Raw genomic sequence first — 17919 nt, 5'->3', positions numbered from 1 at the left:
GATTCAGAGATAGCCGTTGGCCGTCCAGCCGCCATCGGCCACGAAAGCATGACCCGTCACAAAGCTCGCCGCGTCCGAAGCCAGAAACAGCGCCGCCTCGGCAATCTCCTGCGGCGACCCCAATCGCCGCATGGGCGTGTGCGCCGCCAGACGATCCGCATCCAGTGCGCCACGCGCCACCAGATCGTTAACCAGATCGGTGCGAATGTAGCCCGGGCAAATCGCATTGACGCGTATTCCCCGCGGCGCCCACTCCACCGCCAGGGACTTGCTCAACGCCACGACAGCGGCCTTGGATGCACAGTACGCCGCCCTTTCCGGCGCGGCCACGATGCCATACATGGATGCGGTATTCAGCACGACGCCGCTGGCCGTGCGCACCATCCGTTGTGCGGCTTGCTGGCAACAATAAAACAGCCCGTTCAGATTGACGTCGATCGCCCGTCGCCATTCGGCCGGCGCCAGCTCCAGCGTGGGGCGATTCATCGAGATCCCTGCATTGTTCAACAGCACATCGACCCGGCCGTAGCGCTCGTCGACGTCTCGAAATGCCCGCTCGACGGCCTCGTCGTCGGTGACCGATGCACAGATCGCCTGAGAATCGGCAGCGGGATATTGTGTTGTCAACGCGGATTGCGCCGCGGCCAGCGTGTCGGCATTCACATCCAGCAAGACTACCCGTGCATCATGTCGCGCAAAGGCGTGCGCCATCGCCAGCCCAATGCCGGACCCCGCGCCCGTACACACGACGACTTTGCCCGTTAACCCCGGGAACTGGGTCCGGGGGTTATCGGATTCAGGCAAGTGCATGTTTGTCTCTCACTGTTATGGCAGTGATGGAACGTCGAGCCCTTCCTGGCCCGCCACCCTGCGATGTTGAACAGACAGGATACGGCGCGATATGCTTATCTTACAACTAGGTATAAACCCTTTAATTGGACGATAACGACGCAATCTCCTACACTGCCGCACCGCAGCAATTCCCCAGCGCACGATAGGTCAGGCGAAACGATATTTCTCGCCGTCTTTTGTCGGCCGCCCATTCATTTGCTCTCTCAGATTTCTTGACTGCTCCCTTCCCTAAAGGAAAGGGATTCCCACTTCACAGAACCGAGCCGTTGCGCATCAACACTCATGCACTTAGGTCTTACCGTTTCTCCATGGGCTAACACCGCCAGCCCGGCGGCTAATACGTTATGCGCCGCGTTGATGTCACGGTCGTGGTCTGTGCCGCATCCCGGGCAGGACCAACGTCGCGCGCTCAACGGCAGCTTAGGTAACACGTGCCCGCAATGGCTGCAACGCTTGCTGGAGGGGTACCAGCGATCCACCCGCACGAGTTCACGTCCACACCAACGCGCTTTGTACTCAAGCTGTCTCACGAACTCCGCCCACCCGGCATCGCCGATCGATTTAGCAAGGCAGCGGTTTTTCTGCATGGCTGACACAGACAAGCTTTCTACGGCGGTCACTTGGTTCTCGTGGATCGACCGGGTAGAGAGCTGGTGCGGGAAATCCCTGCGGGTGTCTGCGATCTTGGCATGCAATTTGGCAACTTTTAGTCTCGCCTTGGCACGGCGAGCCGAGCCGCGTTGTTTCCTGGCCAAGCGGCGTTGCAACTTGGCCAACTTGGCTTCATGCTGTCGAAAGACCTGCGGCGCATTGATTTTTTCTCCTGTTGAGAGGGTCGCAAAATGAGTCAGTCCCAGGTCAATGCCGATACAATTCAACGTCGGAGGTTTCTGCGCCACAACGTCATCGCACAGCAGGCTGACAAAGTATCGTCCTGCCGGGTCTTTGCTGACGGTGACGGTAGTGACCTTGGCGGTCTTGGGAATCTGACGGGACCAACGAATCGGGAGCGCCTCGCGCATCTTCGCCAATTTGAGCGACCGACCATCCCACCGAAAGGCACTGGCGGTGTATTCCGCGGATTGCGGGCCGTCTTTGCGTTTGAATCGCGCGTATCCCGTGCGTTTCGCGAAGAAATTAACGAACGCCGTTTGCAGATGGCGCAGCGTTTGTTGCAGGGGAACACTACTGACCTCGTTCAACCAGATGTGGTCCGGCATCTTTTTCAGCACCGTCAGCGCCGCCGAAGTGGCGTGATACCCCAGACGCTCTTGTCGCTCGGCCCAAGCCGTCGAACGAAGATTAAGCATGTGGTTGTAGACCACGCGTACGCACCCAACCGTGCGAGCCAGCGTCATCGCTTGCTCGGGCGTGGGATAGAACCGGAATCGATAGGCACGTTTGGTTTGCATGCCCAAGATACTATCCGCGCCAAACCACATAACTGGATATGCATCCAGACAACAGCTCACATAAGACCAATCCTGCAGCCTGACGGCTGCGCTCCTTTCCTCCCCGGCATGAATGCCGAGGTTTCTCGGAGCAAATGATGAAAACAACCCGCTTACGCGAAGAGTGGTTCTCTAACATCCGCGGCGACATCTTGTCCGGCATCGTGGTCGCACTGGCTCTCATCCCCGAAGCCCTGGCGTTTTCCATCATTGCTGGCGTGGATCCCAAAGTCGGTTTGTATGCCGCATTCAGCATCGCGGTCGTCTCGTCCATCGCCGGCGGTCGGCCCGGCATGATCTCGGCCGCCACCGGCGCGATCGCGTTGCTCATTGGCTCACTCGTCAAGACGCACGGTGTGGAGTACGTGTTGGCAGCCGGCATTCTCGCGGGCGTGCTGCAGATCGCGGCGGGCTATCTCAGGCTCGGCGCCTTGATGCGTTTTGTCTCACGCTCCGTCATCACAGGGTTTGTGAATGCGCTGGCCATCTTGATCTTCTTGGCCCAACTGCCGCAGTTGCAAAACGTAGCGCCGGTCGTCTATGCCATGGTGGCGGCCGGACTGGCCATCATCTACCTATTGCCTGGCGTGACCAAGTCGGTGCCTTCACCATTGGTCTGCATCGTCGTCCTGACGGCGATATCGCTGGCGATGGGCCTGGAGCTACCGACTGTCGGCGACATGGGCGCTTTTCCCGATGAGCTGCCAGTCTTTGCCCTGCCCCAGGTGCCGTTCTCGCTGGACACGCTGAGCATCATTTTTCCCTATTCTGTCAGCATCGCTCTCGTGGGGTTACTCGAGTCGCTGATGACCGCTAGCATCGTTGACGATTTCACCGACACGCCCAGCAATAAAAATCGCGAGTGTCGCGGCCAAGGTTGCGCCAACGTTGTTGCGGGCTTTCTGGGTGGCATGCCCGGCTGCGCCATGATCGGCCAGACGGTGATCAACCTGAAATCCGGTGGCCGGGGCCGTCTGTCCACCTTTGTCGCTGGTGCCCTGCTGCTGGTGCTGGTCGTATTTCTGGGACCCTGGGTACGCCAAATCCCCATGGCCGCATTAGTTGCCGTGATGATTATGGTTTCGATCAGTACCTTCGATTGGCAGTCGTTGATCAGGCTGAGAACCAACCCCAAGAGCTCATCAATCGTCATGCTGGCCACCGTCGCCACTGTGGTGTCGACGCATAATCTGGCGATTGGCGTGGGTCTGGGCGTGCTGTTGAGCGCCATCTTCTTCACCGAAAAGGCCCGGCGTATTTTGGTAGTGGAATCGTCGCTGGATGAAAACACCCGCGAACGCCATTACGTGGTGCGCGGCCAAGTATTCTTTGCCTCGTCAGAAGCACTGGTGTCCGAGTTTGATTTCAAAGAGCCGATCCACTCGATCCGTCTCGATCTGTCGCACGCGCATTTCTGGGATATCACCGCGATTGAGGCACTCGATCGCATCGTCCACAAATTCCGCCGTAACGGCATGACTGTTGCGGTCACGGGCCTGAACCGAGCGAGCGCAACAATGATCGAAAAGTACGCTACACACGATAAACTCAGGGAAAACACCGCCGCGCCGCTATCGCACTAGGGACGTGCAGTGAGCCGTGCTGGTGATGGGATGACTTGAGTCCAGTCACCAGCACGCCTATGCTTCGGCAATCAGAACGCACTATCATCATTGTCACGCTGCAAAAAAACCCACGCTGCGCCTTCGGCTTGCTGCCCACCTCGCGGCGAGCCGCCCTACGGCAAAAATAGGAGATATCATGAGTGCGTCTGAACAGTTGCTTTCTCGACTGGGCCTTTCCCATCCGATCATTCAGGCACCGATGGCGGGTACCGCGACACCCGAGCTCGCAGCGGCTGTCTCGAATGCTGGCGCACTGGGTTCGCTGGGTATTGGCGGCAGCACGGTTGCCCAGGCGCGCCAGATGATCCAGGACACCTACGCGCTCACAAACAAACCTATTAACGTGAATGTGTTCTGCCACACGCCCGCCGCGCCGGATCCGAAGCGCGATGCCGCGTGGGTAAACTATCTCACCCCGCTGTTCGCGGAAATGGACTTGCCGCTACCCAAAGCGCTATCCGAAATCTATCGCTCATTTCTGCAGGGAGATGAGGCCTTTGACATGCTGATGGAACAACGCCCAGCGGTCGTCAGCTTTCACTTTGGACTGCCGGCGGCCGATCGCGTCCAGGCGCTACGCCAGGCCGGTATCTACACCCTGGCCTGCGCCACCAACTTGCACGAAGCCGCTCTGATCGAACAGGCTGGCGTGGACGCCATCGTCGCGCAAGGCATCGAGGCCGGTGGCCATCGCGGCATGTTCAACCCCGAGGCGATTGACGAGCGCTTGAGTACTGCCGTACTCGTGCGACTGCTGGTACGGCGAACCCAACTGCCCATCATCGCCGCCGGCGGCATCATGGACGGCGCCGGTATCAAAGCCATGCTGGACCTCGGCGCGGCCGCCGCACAGCTTGGCACCGCGTTCGTAGTCTGCCCCGAATCCGCCGCCAATGACGGCTATCGTGCCAATCTCCAAAGCGCGCGTGCCTCGTCCACCCGATTGACGAGCGTACTGTCGGGCCGCCCGGCACGAGGGCTGCTCAATCGCTATATCGCCTATGGCGAAGCGGACGGCAGCCCCTCCCCCGCGGCCTATCCCTATGCCTATGATGCCGCCAAGCAGTTAATCGCCGCTGCTACCAAGCGAGGCAATCATGAATTTGCCGCGCACTGGGCAGGTCAAGGCGCGCCGCTGGCCCGCGCATTACCCGCCGCCGAGTTGGTCGCGACGCTGGCGGCTGAATTGGCGAAGTAGCGGATACCAGAGTGCAAATGGGTTTATATATTTTTTGACTAAAAACCCAGATGCTTACAACCGATTGACATATAGGCACGCATTGCCGATCATGGCAAGCATGCGTCGTCACGGCGGCACGCCGCCAGGCGGCGCAGCATAATCACAATACCGCGCCCGCCCCCGCAATGCGCGGCAAACGGAGAGCCACGCCATGGAGACTACACCCCTCAATCCCGCACGTCGCCGCCTGCTGGCCGGTAGCGCCGGCGCGTTGGCCGCGGCCGGCCTGGGCGCCACCGGCGTCGTGCGCGCCAGCGAACCAGCGACCAGCAAGGCCGCTGTCCCCGCCGCGACGACAGCAGCCAAACCGCTACCGCCGTATGCCGCCTGGAAAGATGCCGATAGCGTCATCGTCCACAGCGCCAATACCATCGAGACCCGACGCAGCGCATTCGGCGACGGCGTCATCACGCCGACGCGCGAACTGTACGTGCGCAACAATCTGCCACCGCCCGATGCCTCCATACTCGATGACCGCGATGCCTGGTCGGTCGAGATCCAGGGCGTGAAGAATCCACGCACGCTAACTCTGGGCGAGCTCAAGACACTGGGCGTGGACACCATGGCCACGGTGCTGCAATGTTCGGGCAACGGCCGTGGATTCTTTCCCCACAAGCCCAGCGGCACGCAATGGCAGGTTGGCGCGGCCGGCTGCGTATTGTGGACGGGCATTCCAGTGCGCACCCTAGTTGAATACCTGGGCGGCATCGAGGGCGACCCCACCTACATGACGGGCACCGGCGGCGAACAACTGCCTGAAGGCCTGGATCCGAATACCCTGACGGTAGAACGTTCGGTGCCGCGCGACACGCTGCAAGATGCCATGCTGGCCTGGGAAATGAACAACGAACCTTTGTCGCTGGCGCACGGCGGGCCGTTGCGGCTGATCGTGCCAGGCTATACGGGCGTCAACAACGTCAAGTACATCAAGCGCCTGGCGTTCACGGCCGAGCAAAGCCCCGCCAAGATCCAGCAAACCAGCTACCGTCTGGCGCCCATGGATGCCAAACCCGGCCCCGACCAGCCGTCGGCTTGGGCCATGGGTCCCAAATCCTGGATCACCGCGCCCGGTGCCGAAGGCGCACCTGTCAAGGCAGGCCGCGCGCTGGTGCGCGGCGTGGCGTTTGGCGGCATTCATGCGGTCAAACGCGTGGACGTGTCCATCGATGGCGGCAAGACCTGGAAGCAGGCCGCGCTGGTAGGCCCTGACCTGGGCAAGTACGCCTGGCGCCAGTTTGCCCTGGCCGTCGACTTGCCCGCCGGCCAGCACACCCTGGCCAGCCGTGTCGAAGACACCGAAGGCAATGTACAGGTCGAGAACCGCGTCGAGAATGTGCGCGGCTACTTGAATTCCAGCTGGCGCGACCATGCGCTGACGGTCAACGTGTCATAAACATGGCGGCATCGATGCAGCACCCAATTGCGCAGTCTCTTCACGACCGCTGCCGCGCTCGCGGCTGGCGGTTTTTCCTGCCCTCACTCACCGTTGGCCTGGTCGGTCTGTATGCCACCTGTGCCGGCGCGGCCGAACCCGCCAATGCCGAAGCCGGCCGCGCGCTCTTTACCAAAAACACCACGCCCGCCTGTGCCGTCTGCCATACGCTGGCCGACGCGGGCGCGGTAGGCGCCATCGGCCCCAACCTCGATGAACTGAAACCCGATGCCAACCGCGTCGCCCAGGCGCTGCGCAATGGCATTGGTGTCATGCCCGCTTTTGAATCGCTCAGCGATGCGGAGGTGGACGTGTTGGCGCAGTACGTCTCCAGCGCTACAGGCGCGACCCAATAGGCAGCCTGGCCGCTTGCCTGACAACGCTCAGTTGCTGAACCGCCCCTGCCATCATGAAGCTCATATCTGTGCCAACCGAAAAATACTGTACTCCCATATCGAGTAGTCGGCGCATGAGTTGAGGACGATTCGTTACCCCTCCGGCCCCTACAAACTTGCCGTGACGCTTGGCTGCAGCCAGCACCTTGGCAAAGGCAGCCGCCACGACCTCGTCGTCGTCGGCCTGCCACCCTAATTCGGCGCCTAGATCCCCCGATCCTACAAACAGCATGTCGACACCCTCGACTGCGGCCATTGCATCTGCCGCCGCAAGACCTGACGCGCTTTCTACCATAACAACGATAAACACAGCGTCGTTCAGCGCGCGACAAGCCTGCGCTGCCGGAAAGCTTTGGTAGTGCAACAGGGGTTGTCCGGTGCCCACCGACCGTGAGCCCCGAGGCGGGTATAAGGCGGCATCGACCGCGGCGCGCGCCTGACTCGCGTTTTCCAAATGTGGAAGAATCAAACCCATTGCTCCGCCATCAAGCACGCGGCCTATCAACGAGGCATCAACCGCTGGCAGACGTACCAAAGGTACGACCCCCGCCTCGCGCGCCGCATGGCACAACAAAGCCGTCGTTTCCAGTGACAAGACGCTGTGCTCCAGATCCACATACAGCGTATCAAAGCCTGCACTGGCCGCGATACGCCCGATCTCGTGGCTACGCATGATACGCAAGCTCATCGAGGCAACGACGGCGCCGCTAGCCAAGCGGTCCTTGAGTGGATTACGGGCAAGGTCAACCAGGGTGCTCATGATTCATCTCAAATATGAATGGGACAAAATGAAGCCGGCGTAAGAATTTTGACCTCCTGTGCCACAAAAGTACCCCGGTTACTCACCTTGAAAGCCTGCCATGCTTGGTCAGCTTCCAACGCCAGGCGTCGCTGCTCACGGTCCGAAAAACTGTCATAAACCCAAATATGTACAACCTGATTAAGCGGGCCGATTTCGCTTAAGAAAAATCCCAGCAGACGTCCCAAATATTTACGTTGCAGCGGTAGCGCGTCCCGCTCGTAACGTTCGAGATAATCTTCCATGCGACCATGGGTGATGGTGTAGGTGCGTTGCTCGAATATCATTCAGTCCGTATCCCCGCCTCTTTCAACCATGGCAACCAACGTTCGAAATCCGCGTCCCACCGAGCCTTAAAAGCAGCGGCATTCTGCGGATTGCTAAACCCGGCATCTGCCAATTTCGCAGCCACCTCAGGCCTGTGAACCGTTTCATCCAGAGCCCGCTCGAGTTCCTGGCGCGCTGCGACCGGCATACCTTTAGGCACCAGCACGCCGTACCAATTCGTCAGTTGCAATTCCGGCATACCTGCTTCCTCGGCGGTTGGAATATCCGGCAATAAGGGCGAACGTCGCTTGTCGAAAATCACCAGCCCTTGAATGCGTCCATCCTGGATATACGGTTTGAGGACTGGCACGTCAGCATTCACCAAGTCGATATTGCCGGCCATCAAATCCACCAACGCCGGCGCGGCGCCACGATACGGAATATGCACGAGAGGTACCTCGGCCGTACGGGCCAAAAGTTCGGCCCCCACGTGCATCGTGCCGCCCACGCCAGTCGAGCCGTAATTGAGGTTCTTTGGACCCTTGGCCTTGGCAATCAACGCCTGCAACGACTCCACGTTCAAGCCAGGGCGCACCGCCAGCATCGTCTGCACTTCGCCCAGCAGGTAGACCGGATCAAGATCATGACGCGCGTCATAGGGCAGATTGGACGTCGTCCCCGCACTCAGTACCAAGCTGGATGTGCTCAACAGAATCGTGCTGCCGTCCGGTTTGGCCTTAGCCGCGTAGGCGGCTCCCACCGTACCGCCCGCCCCTCCTCGATTCTCGACGATAACGGTCTTGCCTAATGCTTCACTCAATCCCGGTGCTACGATCCGGGCGATCTGATCCGTTGGCCCGCCAGCGGAAAAGGGCACAACGATCTTCACTACATCCGTCGACTGAGCCGGCATGGCGGCGGCACCTGCGATCACAAGCAGAAAAATGCGTGATACACGGGCGAAATGCGTAAGTGTCAATAACACAATGAGGTCTCCTCGGATCTTGTGTCCATTTCTCGTTGAGGCACGCAACGCTCAGAGAGCCTTCAACCACCGTAGCGTGGCTCCGGTAGTCCGTGCACGCCGATATTCAGCGCTAACAATGCACCGGCCAAAGGTTCTGCCGCCTGTTGCGCAGGCGTAAAACGTTGAGAATGGCTAGTGATAAATAGCGTGCCCAGGTCGTCGCCGCCAAAGGCTGGGCAGGTGGGATTGGTCACCGGCAATTGGATAATGCGATCCACCCGACCATCCGGCGCCAAACGCACGAGTTGCCCCGTTGCGACCATGCAGTTCCATACAAACCCGTCGGCGTCTACGGTCGCTCCATCGGGCCGCCCCTCTTGGTGTGTCCAGTCCTTAAAGATGCGTCGATTAGAAATCTCGCCCGCGTCAATGTCGTAATCGAAAACCCAGATCATCTGGTTATGTGTGTCCGCAAAATACATGCAGCGGTCATCGGGGCTAAAACTGATGGCATTAGGTAATACAAAACCATCCAGCTTGGCGGTACACCGACCATCGGGATCCAGCCGATATAAGGTACCCAGTGGATCCCGCTTGGTATCGTGCATACTGCCCACCCAAAAACGGCCGCGACGATCACATTTCCCGTCGTTCAGCCGCATTCCCGGCGCACCCTGCAACGGATCGGCGATCAACTGCTCGGGCTCGCCGCTAGCCGGGTCAAAAATAAACAAGCCCCCCGGAGCCGCCAACAAAAACCCGCCTTTTTCGCGCAAGGCCATTGATCCGGTGACAAGCGCTGGATGCAGGCGTTGAGCGGAGTGCATGCCGCTATGAGGCTCGTACGACTGTAACGCCGGCCGACGAACATCCACCCACCACAGACGCTGACTGCGCGCGCACCAAAGTGGTACCTCCCCCAGGATGTCGCCCGCGTGTACGGCAACATGAATGGGAACCTGAGTCTCAATCATGAAATCTCCTCGCTTCTTTCTTCGGTATCGAATTATTTGTATTTAGTCGCCGCCAGCGTGGCCAGGTCTATTCCCGCCGCGATGTCGGCCTTCTGCCGGTTATCGCCAGCGTCAATCTTCTCTGCCTGCAGCAACACACTCTCGGCATGTGCATAGGGGATAAACACCACGCCGGCCTCATCGGCCAAGACCAGATCCCCAGCCTCAACGGACACCCCGCCGATGCGTACAGATCCATTGATTTCTACGGTCTGCAGTCTCCATTTGCCTGTGATAGGCGTCACGCCGCGCGACCAGATCGGAAAATCACGTTCACGGCTGCTGTCGGGGTCGCGAAAAGAACCGTCGATAATGGCACCGGCGCAGCCCGCACGATGAGCGACGGCAGCAGATTGCCCTCCCATGTTCGACACGCCGATCAAACCCTCGATAACCACGACATCGCCGGGCTCGGCCTGGTTGTACGCCTCGTGCTCACCCATTGAGCTCTTGCCAGTCGCAGCCGCCGTGGTGGGGCTATCTCGACGCGCTACGTTCCGTACCGTGACGGCCTGCCCAATCATCCGACGCGATGCTAACGTGGGTTGCAACACCGACGCCGGGATTGCGCCGCACAGCCCCAGGATATCCATGGCGTCGGACACCGTACCTGTCAGATCCTCAAGCGCGGCATATCGTGCCAGCACGTCCGAATCCAGGCGCGGCAGTGTCGTATAACGAATCGCTTCGGGCGGAACACGCCCCGTTAGTGGCTTATCAATCATTTCGGGTCGAAGGCGTCAATGAACTCGCGGCAAGGAACACGTTGAAGCCACGAAGCGTAGCGCCAGACTTAAGAAACCCATAGATTTCAAATGCTGGGATTTTTCCGTTTTCCCAACATCTCAAACTATCGCCGCGCTATGCTGCCGCCATGAGATACGGATCCCTCATGACGAATCACAACGACCGAGGGTCAAGCTTGGGGCGCGCTTTTGCCATTCTTGACTTGTTTACGCTCGAGCACCCGGTCTTGACCGTTGAGATCGTTACAGAGCATCTGAAGTACACGCGGTCGATGGCCTATCGTTATCTGCGAGAGTTAGCCTGCGCCGGACTGGTGACACCCACCGCACCCGGCGTTTTTAGTCTAGGGCCGAGAATTATCGAGCTGGAACGTTTGATGGCGCTGACCGATCCGCTGTATCGGGCCGGTCTTGAAGTCCTGCACGAGGCGCCAAGCAACTCTGCCCTGCTGCTGCACAATCTGTACGAAGACAAGGTGCTGTGTATCCTCAATGCAGGTCCGGACACACTGGACTGTAGTGGGCAACGCATCACGATCCGCCGCGCCCGTGGCATACCCTTTCCGTTATTTCAAGGCGCCGCATCGTTAGCATTACTTCCCTGGCTATCAGCACATCAAATTCGCGAGACTTACTTGCAGAATACAAAAGCCATCGCCAACGCAAGGCTGGGCGACAACTGGGAGGAATTTCGACGATCTATGATGGCAGTGCGTCGCACGGGATACGCGACCAGCCACGGAACCATCACTCCGCTCGTCAGCGGTGTGGCCGTCCCGATTCTGGCGCCTAGCGGCAGGCTGCTGGGAAGCCTGGCCCGTGCCATGCCGACCGAACTCTTACAGAAAATCGGAGAAGCGCAGGTGGCAGATGATCTTTATCCGCTGGCACAACGTATCGCAAAAACATGCGTGAGCGCATCAGCGCGGGACGTCGCGCCGTAATCCACCGCCCTACTACCGTGTTGCATGCTCCCTCTGATCCTCACAACCTTGACATGTGATCAACCAACTAGTAGATTGATGTGATTATCAATGCCATCATGGCGGCCCGAGTGCGTTTGCCACGTGCCGTTGCATACCTTTTACGCAAATCGACCCCATCCCTTTCCATGAGCCTCGAACTATCCCCCAGAGCCACCGAGATTGCCGAGCACACAAAGCTATTGCTCGCCGCGGGTGGCTATAACGGATTCAGCTATGCGGATATCTCCGACAGAGTGCATATCGGCAAGGCCAGTATCCATCACCATTTTCCGAGTAAAGCGGAACTGGTGCTTACCGTGGTTTTGAAGCATCGCGAGCAATCCCGCGAAGGGCTGGCCGCGCTCTCGCAGCAAGTCAATGACCCGCTGGGCCAACTCACGGCGTACACCGATTATTGGGCCACGTGCATACGCGAGGGTACGGCGACCATGTGCATCTGCGCGATGCTCGCGGCGGAGTTGCCCATGATCCCGCAAGAGATCGCCGACGAAGTACGCGGCTATTTTTCGGACCTGACGGCCTGGATCGGAGCCGCCCTGGAAAAAGGGGTCTCGACGGGTCAGTTTCAGCTGCGCGAGAGCGTAAATGTCGAAGCACAAACCTTTATGTCGACCATTCACGGCGCGATGCTGACGGCGCGCGCATTCGGTCGGCCTGAAGCATTTTCGTCCGTCGCCCGAACGGCAATCGACCGTCTGCAGGCGCCCACCGACCGGGCATGAGTCGAGGGTTGTCCGGAGCGCGCCCACGTGCGATTCGGCGCGATGAATCCGACCTCGACCGTATAGGTAAATCCCAAAGACCAAGCATAATAGGCAAGCAGTCAAAAGCCATGGCGTTACCATGGACACGGAACTAGCAGGGAGAGAGATGGATGGAGTTCAAGGACTACTACCAGACACTGGACCTCAAGCCAGACGCCTCGGATGACGAGATCAAGCGCGCCTACCGCAAGCTTGCCCGCAAATATCATCCCGATGTCAGCAAAGAAAGCGACGCCGAAGCACGCATGCGTGACATCAACGAGGCCTACGACGTGCTGCGCGACGCGGAGAAACGTCAGGCGTATGACAAACTCGCCAGCGGCGCTTCGCCAAACGGGGAGTTTCAGCCGCCACCTGGCTGGGACGAGGGTTTCGAGTTCCGTCACACGGCAACGCCGGGCGAGGAAGCGCAATTCAGCGAGTTTTTCTCCTCGCTGTTCGGCGGTCGTCAGCGGCACTCTGCGCACCAGAATTTTCGGGCTCGTGGCGAAGACCATCATGCCATCATCGAGATCGACCTCGAGGACGCCTTGAAAGGCGCCACGCGCGACATCAGTTTACGCGCGGTACATCTGGACGATCAGCACCAGCCACAAATGCAAACACGCACGCTCAGTGTGCGTATCCCCGCTGGTGTGCGCGAAGGCCAGTACATCCGCCTATCGGGCCAGGGCATGCCTGGACATGGCGGCGGCGAAAATGGCGACTTGTACCTTGAAGTCCGTTTCAAGCCTCACCCGCGCTATGCGGTGGATGGACGTGACCTGACCATGACATTGCCCGTCGCGCCTTGGGAGGCGGCGCTGGGCGCCAGCGTCAACGCCCCCACGCCTGGCGGTACGGTAGAAGTCACCATCCCGGCAGGGTCGAATAACGGCCGCAAACTGCGGCTGCGCGGCCGAGGAATTCCGGGTAATCCCGCCGGAGACCTGTACCTGATACTCGAAGTCATCCTGCCGCCCGCCGATACTGACGCCGCCCGGGCCGCTTATCAAAAAATGCAGCAAGACCTGCCCTTCAATCCCCGCCGCCACTTGGAGGAATGAGCATGAAAACAGTAGTCATAGCCACCAGCGACACCATCGTGGGCAAGGCGCAACCGTTGAGCGCGGATGAACTGGCGTGCGCCTGCGGAGTCGAGGTGCAATGGATCGCCCAATTGGTGTCGGTCGGTATCGTCGAGGCGACAGGCGCGCAGCCAGAAGACTGGCGTTTTCACAGCGAGGATCTGAGACGTGCACGGGAAGCTCGTCAACTCGAACGAGATTTCGACGCAAGCTTGGATGCGGTCGCGTTGATCCTGGACCTGAGTCAGGAGGTCCGGCAGTTGCGGGCCCAACTGCAGCGGACTAACAGGTATCCCGTTTGATAAGCGATCAGTAATTCCAGAGCAGTGTTGCCTGGTTGGCACCCAACACCTGACAGCGTACAGGTAGGTAAGTCGCTAGTTCGCGGTGATCCCCGCCGTCTCCACCACTTTGGTCCATTTCGCCAGATCGTCCTTCACGATTTGGGCCAACTCGTCAGGTGATCGATAACTTGCGTTGGAGCCTTGTGCATTCATCTGGGCCTTGAACTCCTCGGAGGTAATCACCTTTTCCATGGCGGTCGTCAGTTTCTTCACGACGTCGTCGGGCATGTTGGCAGGGCCAAAGACTGAAAACCAGGCCTCGAGCTGAAACTCTGGCAGGCCGGCTTCAGCCGTGGTCGGTATATTCGGCAACTTGGGATGTCGTTGGCTACTGGTGATGGCCAGGGCACGCAATGTGCCGGCCTCCAGATGAGACATCGCCGTGGGCGGCGTCGTGATGAACATATTGATGCGGCCCGCCAGCAAGTCCTGCATGGCGGGCGCGGCGCCGCTGTACGGTACGTGCACGATATCAACACCAGTCTGGATCTTGAAAAGCTCACCGCCCAAGTGCTGGATAGAACCGACACCGGAGGACGCGAAGTTGATCGTGCCGGGCTTTTCCTTGGCGAGATCAATGAGATCCTGCAACGTTTTGGCCGGAGAGCTCGCGGGCACGAGAATCAAATGCGGACCGCGGATGACTTCGGCGATAGGCGTGAAATCCTTGATCGGATCCCAGCCCAGATCCTTGGTCAGTACCGGATTACCGGTATGGAATCCTTCGTACGAAAGGACCAGCGTATAACCATCCGGTTTCGCTCGCGCGATGTAGGCGTTCGCGATGCTACCGCTCGCCCCGGCACGATTTTCTACGATCACGGTCTGGCCTAGCTCGTCTTTTAATTGCTTGGCCAATGCGCGGCCCGCAATGTCGGTGGTGCCGCCGGCGGCTACTGGAATAATCAAGGTAATGGGACGATTCGGAAAATCGTCTTCGGCGGCATGCGCACCGATAACCGTTGCCAGCATCAAGCTAGCGACCATCGTGCGGAATAGTTTTTTAAGCATATGTCTCTTCCCCAGAATATTGTTTGCATGAGAGTCACGCGCGCTTGAACCTAGAGCACAGGAGAATTATGCTGACCATCGAGCCAGTCTTCTATGGCTTTTCTCTTGTATCAGCTATGCTTTTTTAGTTTAGAAAGTATGCGGTCAATACTCAATGCACCTCAAGATGCAGAGGTACGGGGGCTGAACTTGCTGCCTCTTGCAGCACAGGGCGAATTTGCGCAAGTACGGCACGACCCTCACGGGTGAGCGGCCGATTCAGTGACGTCGCGATCATCAGCCGAGTTGCCAGCTCGGGGGAAACAAGGGGCGTCGCCCTCAGCTTCCCCGCTTTGACTTCAGCCGCCACGGCGGGCATCGCCAATACCGTATGGGCAATCCCCGCGATCGCGACTTCTTTCATCAAGGTCAGCGTATCAAGCTCGTACTGAATATCCAGCGACGCCTTGACCTTGTTCATTCCCTGGTCCAGCGTACGGCGCAGTCCGTGCGAGTGGCTGGGCAATGCCATGGGCAGGCCATCAAGCTCGGCCAGGGAGACGCTGTCGCGCCCTTTGAAGCCAGCCTTGACGATAAGCCGCGGATGCGACACGAGAAACAGGCGCGCCGTCGCAAGAGGATCGACCGCAATATGCTGCGACCGCCTGGCGTCGTGCAAGATGGCGATGTCCAAGCGGCCGTCGACCATCCACTCATGGACGTAACCACTGTAGCCAGTCAGGAAATTCAACCGGATACCCGGCGCAACGGCACGCAGTTTTTGCAGCAACGGCAATCCAATAAGAGACATCACCGTGGGCGTGAGGCCGATCGTGATCGCGCCGCAAAGCGGACGTTCGGCAGCGAGGCCATCCGCAGCCTGTGCAAGCTGTTTCAACAGCGGCCGAACACGCTCGGCAAAGAGTTCTCCCTCGGGTGTCAGTGTGACCCCGCGGCCATGTCGGTAAAACAGTTTGGCGCCACAGTCCTCTTCGAGGCGTTGCACCTGACGACCCAACGCCGGCTGTGCCACGCCAATCGTGCTGGATGCCCGGGAAAAACTGCCGTAGTCAGCCACCAAGAGGAAATACTCTAGACGCTTGAGATCCACATATCACCTTTTAAAGGATATCTAGCCCGGTGTCGCACGCTGGCTGGGAAGCACCGCATTCAGGCTGGTCGCGACCTCGATGAAGTAGGGTTCGTCGGCAGCCAACCCGCGTTCGATGGCGGAGTCGACCTGATCAAGCCGATCGACCAACTCGGACGGTACGCCGAAGCTTCGAGCCATGGCCACAAAATCCGGGCTGTTGATGTTCGTTCCGACATAGCGTCCCGGATAAGTACGATCCTGGTGAATTCGGATCGAACCATAGCAATGGTTATTCGAGAGAATGAACAAGATCGGCAGTTTTCTATCCACGGCCGCCATCATTTCGTTGCCCGTCATCATGAACCCGCCGTCGCCGACCAGGCAAACCACTTTGTCCCCGGCGTTACGCAGTTGTGCCACGATCGCGCTGGGCGTACCGTAACCCATCGCGCCTGAAAAAGACGCGATCAGTCGCTGCTCATCGTCAAAGGCAAAATGACGATAAACCGGCGCGGCAAACGTGCCCGCGTCCAGACAGATTTTCACCGACTTCGGCGACTGCTTCTTGAGCGAGCGCACCACTTCGACAAAAGGCACACCGTCCGATACCTGGATGTTGGGCCAGGCGGCGTATTGCTCCTGGATCCCGCGCAGCGTACTGACCCACGATAGCCGTTCGTCATCGATGGATATGCCGAGATCACTGTCGAGCAGCGCCTCACAAAGCGCAGCAGCATCGCCAACGATGCCGACATCGGCCGCGAAATGCTGATTCACAATCTCGGCATCGGCAATGCAATGCACCAGTTTTTGCGCGGGCCGCGGATATCGCGGGAACGTATAGCCTTGCGTCGTCACATCGCCCAGACGCGTGCCCAACGCAAGGATCAGGTCGCTGGACGCAAAGGCCTGCATCTGATGTTCGGGATTCGCCAGATCCAGATTACCGGCATACAGCGGATGGCTATTCGGAAAGAGATCATGCCCCCGAAACGACACGGTGACCGGCAAGTGAAATTTCTCGGCCAACGCTTTCAGTGCCTGCCTTCCCCCTTCCCGCGCCAGCGCGCTGCCTGCGATGATCAACGGACGCCGGGATCGTTCGATCAATGCCCTGACCTGAACCACATCCGCCGGATTGGGACGCGTCGGAATGGACTGCTGCGACACCCATGCATGCTGTGCGACCTCTTGTTGCTGAATATCCTCGGGAATGACGAGGACGACGGGCCCCGGCACCCCCGACGTTGCGACGCGTATCGCCTTGAATGCGGCGACGGCGAGCTGCTCCGGCTCGATGACCTCGCAAACCCATTTGGCGATCGATCCATACATCTGTTGGTAGTCGATCTCCTGAAAAGCCTTTTTGCGCAAATCCCGTTTGGGGACCTGGCCGACAATCAGGATCATCGGTGCCGCGTCCTGCTGTGCGGCATGAAGGCCAATCGCGGCATTCGCCGCCCCCGGTCCCCTACTGACCATGACCACGCCAGGTCGACCGGTGAGTTTGCCATCTACCGCCGCCATAAAGGCCGCCCCGCCCTCGTGACGGCAGGTCACCACATCGATATCACTGAAATCGCTCAGGGCGTCCAACACACCCAGATAGCTTTCACCAGGCACCAGGTACACACGGTCTATTCCATTGTTGGAGAATACGCGCAGCAGCGCATGAGCAGAGGTCGATCCAGGAGTGGCAGTCATAAGCGTTATCAGGGACGTTGGTAGAGCGTGCGAAGCACCGAGGCATTATTGTGTTCAACGCAAGCGTATTGAACAATGGCATAGCTTTTATATCAGCTATGCCATTGAGGCACTACAGATTTACGATCTTCGCGGCACGACAGATCTGCGGTTTACGTAGTTTCTGATGCTCTCGCCTAAGAAA

18 protein-coding genes are annotated in these 17919 nt (G+C 59.1%); 8 read left to right on the top strand and 10 right to left on the bottom strand.

Going from position 1 to position 17919, the window contains the following annotated elements:
- Nucleotides 1-3: 3 nt before the first annotated feature.
- Entirely contained in the window at nucleotides 4-810 is an 807-nt protein-coding gene (locus ACYVDM_RS11365) for an SDR family NAD(P)-dependent oxidoreductase (RefSeq protein WP_415785759.1), read from the bottom strand.
- 245 nt (nucleotides 811-1055) lie between these two features.
- Nucleotides 1056-2264 (bottom strand): RNA-guided endonuclease InsQ/TnpB family protein, encoded by a 1209-nt coding sequence (locus tag ACYVDM_RS11360; protein WP_415785761.1) that lies wholly within the window; start codon nucleotides 2262-2264, stop codon nucleotides 1056-1058.
- A 137-nt stretch (nucleotides 2265-2401) separates the two neighbouring features.
- On the opposite strand from ACYVDM_RS11360, the gene ACYVDM_RS11355 reads away from it, so the two are divergent.
- From ACYVDM_RS11355 to sorU, 4 genes are all read left to right on the top strand, one after another.
- A complete protein-coding gene (locus tag ACYVDM_RS11355; RefSeq protein ID WP_415787034.1) occupies nucleotides 2402-3886 on the top strand; it encodes a SulP family inorganic anion transporter in 1485 nt (494 codons plus the stop codon).
- A 178-nt stretch (nucleotides 3887-4064) separates the two neighbouring features.
- Entirely contained in the window at nucleotides 4065-5126 is a 1062-nt protein-coding gene (locus ACYVDM_RS11350; protein WP_415785763.1) for an NAD(P)H-dependent flavin oxidoreductase, read from the top strand.
- A gap of 193 nt (nucleotides 5127-5319) precedes the next feature.
- Complete coding sequence (sorT, locus tag ACYVDM_RS11345; RefSeq protein ID WP_415785765.1) at nucleotides 5320-6561, top strand: SorT family sulfite dehydrogenase catalytic subunit; 1242 nt, start codon at nucleotides 5320-5322, stop codon at nucleotides 6559-6561.
- 14 nt (nucleotides 6562-6575) lie between these two features.
- Nucleotides 6576-6956 carry a SorU family sulfite dehydrogenase c-type cytochrome subunit gene (sorU, locus tag ACYVDM_RS11340; protein ID WP_415785767.1) on the top strand — a complete coding sequence of 127 codons (381 nt, stop codon included), beginning with the start codon at nucleotides 6576-6578 and terminating at the stop codon, nucleotides 6954-6956.
- Here sorU and ACYVDM_RS11335 read toward each other — a convergent pair.
- The 5 genes from ACYVDM_RS11335 to ACYVDM_RS11315 form a co-directional block, all read right to left on the bottom strand.
- Nucleotides 6937-7755 (bottom strand): HpcH/HpaI aldolase family protein, encoded by an 819-nt coding sequence (locus tag ACYVDM_RS11335; protein ID WP_415785769.1) that lies wholly within the window; start codon nucleotides 7753-7755, stop codon nucleotides 6937-6939. The genes sorU and ACYVDM_RS11335 overlap by 20 nt on opposite strands.
- Nucleotides 7756-7763: 8 nt before the next feature.
- Nucleotides 7764-8081 (bottom strand): NIPSNAP family protein, encoded by a 318-nt coding sequence (locus tag ACYVDM_RS11330; RefSeq protein WP_415785773.1) that lies wholly within the window; start codon nucleotides 8079-8081, stop codon nucleotides 7764-7766.
- Entirely contained in the window at nucleotides 8078-9046 is a 969-nt protein-coding gene (locus ACYVDM_RS11325) for a Bug family tripartite tricarboxylate transporter substrate binding protein (RefSeq protein ID WP_415785779.1), read from the bottom strand. The genes ACYVDM_RS11330 and ACYVDM_RS11325 overlap by 4 nt, the downstream gene beginning before the upstream one ends.
- Before the next feature lie 62 nt (nucleotides 9047-9108).
- Nucleotides 9109-10002, bottom strand: a complete 894-nt coding sequence (locus ACYVDM_RS11320) for an SMP-30/gluconolactonase/LRE family protein (RefSeq protein ID WP_415785781.1) — start codon at nucleotides 10000-10002, stop codon at nucleotides 9109-9111.
- 32 nt (nucleotides 10003-10034) lie between these two features.
- Nucleotides 10035-10766 (bottom strand): RraA family protein, encoded by a 732-nt coding sequence (locus ACYVDM_RS11315; protein WP_415785783.1) that lies wholly within the window; start codon nucleotides 10764-10766, stop codon nucleotides 10035-10037.
- Between the two features lie 167 nt (nucleotides 10767-10933).
- On the opposite strand from ACYVDM_RS11315, the gene ACYVDM_RS11310 reads away from it, so the two are divergent.
- The 4 genes from ACYVDM_RS11310 to ACYVDM_RS11295 all read left to right on the top strand — a co-directional run bounded on the left by ACYVDM_RS11310 (nucleotide 10934) and on the right by ACYVDM_RS11295 (nucleotide 13906).
- Nucleotides 10934-11731, top strand: coding sequence for an IclR family transcriptional regulator (locus ACYVDM_RS11310; RefSeq protein ID WP_415785785.1), 798 nt, complete (start codon nucleotides 10934-10936; stop codon nucleotides 11729-11731).
- A gap of 167 nt (nucleotides 11732-11898) precedes the next feature.
- Nucleotides 11899-12495 (top strand): TetR/AcrR family transcriptional regulator, encoded by a 597-nt coding sequence (locus ACYVDM_RS11305; RefSeq protein WP_415785787.1) that lies wholly within the window; start codon nucleotides 11899-11901, stop codon nucleotides 12493-12495.
- Nucleotides 12496-12647: 152 nt separating this feature from the next.
- Nucleotides 12648-13583: a DnaJ C-terminal domain-containing protein gene (locus ACYVDM_RS11300; RefSeq protein ID WP_415785789.1), complete on the top strand. Its 936-nt coding sequence runs from the start codon at nucleotides 12648-12650 to the stop codon at nucleotides 13581-13583.
- A 2-nt stretch (nucleotides 13584-13585) separates the two neighbouring features.
- Nucleotides 13586-13906, top strand: coding sequence for a chaperone modulator CbpM (locus ACYVDM_RS11295; RefSeq protein ID WP_415785791.1), 321 nt, complete (start codon nucleotides 13586-13588; stop codon nucleotides 13904-13906).
- Nucleotides 13907-13981: 75 nt separating this feature from the next.
- Here the strand turns inward: ACYVDM_RS11295 and ACYVDM_RS11290 are convergent, their stop codons facing one another.
- From ACYVDM_RS11290 to ACYVDM_RS11280, 3 genes are all read right to left on the bottom strand, one after another.
- Entirely contained in the window at nucleotides 13982-14959 is a 978-nt protein-coding gene (locus ACYVDM_RS11290; protein WP_415785792.1) for a Bug family tripartite tricarboxylate transporter substrate binding protein, read from the bottom strand.
- Nucleotides 14960-15110: 151 nt separating this feature from the next.
- Complete coding sequence (locus ACYVDM_RS11285; protein WP_415785794.1) at nucleotides 15111-16049, bottom strand: LysR family transcriptional regulator; 939 nt, start codon at nucleotides 16047-16049, stop codon at nucleotides 15111-15113.
- 21 nt (nucleotides 16050-16070) lie between these two features.
- Nucleotides 16071-17735 (bottom strand): thiamine pyrophosphate-dependent enzyme, encoded by a 1665-nt coding sequence (locus tag ACYVDM_RS11280; protein ID WP_415785796.1) that lies wholly within the window; start codon nucleotides 17733-17735, stop codon nucleotides 16071-16073.
- Nucleotides 17736-17919: the final 184 nt, after the last annotated feature.

The sequence above is a fragment of the Bordetella tumulicola genome (genome assembly GCF_054779135.1).
Note: the sequence above shows the minus strand (reverse complement) of the source record. Positions and strands in the feature narration are given on the sequence as shown.

Excerpts from the sequence above, each read along its gene's own strand:
- ACYVDM_RS11365 (WP_415785759.1), bottom strand. The coding sequence starts at position 810 with ATGCACTTGCCTGAATCCGATAACCCCCGGACCCAGTTCCCGGGGTTA.
- ACYVDM_RS11360 (WP_415785761.1), bottom strand. The coding sequence starts at position 2,264 with ATGCAAACCAAACGTGCCTATCGATTCCGGTTCTATCCCACGCCCGAG.
- ACYVDM_RS11355 (WP_415787034.1), top strand. The coding sequence starts at position 2,402 with ATGAAAACAACCCGCTTACGCGAAGAGTGGTTCTCTAACATCCGCGGC.
- ACYVDM_RS11350 (WP_415785763.1), top strand. The coding sequence starts at position 4,065 with ATGAGTGCGTCTGAACAGTTGCTTTCTCGACTGGGCCTTTCCCATCCG.
- sorT (WP_415785765.1), top strand. The coding sequence starts at position 5,320 with ATGGAGACTACACCCCTCAATCCCGCACGTCGCCGCCTGCTGGCCGGT.
- sorU (WP_415785767.1), top strand. The coding sequence starts at position 6,576 with ATGCAGCACCCAATTGCGCAGTCTCTTCACGACCGCTGCCGCGCTCGC.
- ACYVDM_RS11335 (WP_415785769.1), bottom strand. The coding sequence starts at position 7,755 with ATGAGCACCCTGGTTGACCTTGCCCGTAATCCACTCAAGGACCGCTTG.
- ACYVDM_RS11330 (WP_415785773.1), bottom strand. The coding sequence starts at position 8,081 with ATGATATTCGAGCAACGCACCTACACCATCACCCATGGTCGCATGGAA.
- ACYVDM_RS11320 (WP_415785781.1), bottom strand. The coding sequence starts at position 10,002 with ATGATTGAGACTCAGGTTCCCATTCATGTTGCCGTACACGCGGGCGAC.
- ACYVDM_RS11315 (WP_415785783.1), bottom strand. The coding sequence starts at position 10,766 with ATGATTGATAAGCCACTAACGGGGCGTGTTCCGCCCGAAGCGATTCGT.
- ACYVDM_RS11310 (WP_415785785.1), top strand. The coding sequence starts at position 10,934 with ATGACGAATCACAACGACCGAGGGTCAAGCTTGGGGCGCGCTTTTGCC.
- ACYVDM_RS11305 (WP_415785787.1), top strand. The coding sequence starts at position 11,899 with ATGAGCCTCGAACTATCCCCCAGAGCCACCGAGATTGCCGAGCACACA.
- ACYVDM_RS11300 (WP_415785789.1), top strand. The coding sequence starts at position 12,648 with ATGGAGTTCAAGGACTACTACCAGACACTGGACCTCAAGCCAGACGCC.
- ACYVDM_RS11295 (WP_415785791.1), top strand. The coding sequence starts at position 13,586 with ATGAAAACAGTAGTCATAGCCACCAGCGACACCATCGTGGGCAAGGCG.
- ACYVDM_RS11290 (WP_415785792.1), bottom strand. The coding sequence starts at position 14,959 with ATGCTTAAAAAACTATTCCGCACGATGGTCGCTAGCTTGATGCTGGCA.
- ACYVDM_RS11280 (WP_415785796.1), bottom strand. The coding sequence starts at position 17,735 with ATGACTGCCACTCCTGGATCGACCTCTGCTCATGCGCTGCTGCGCGTA.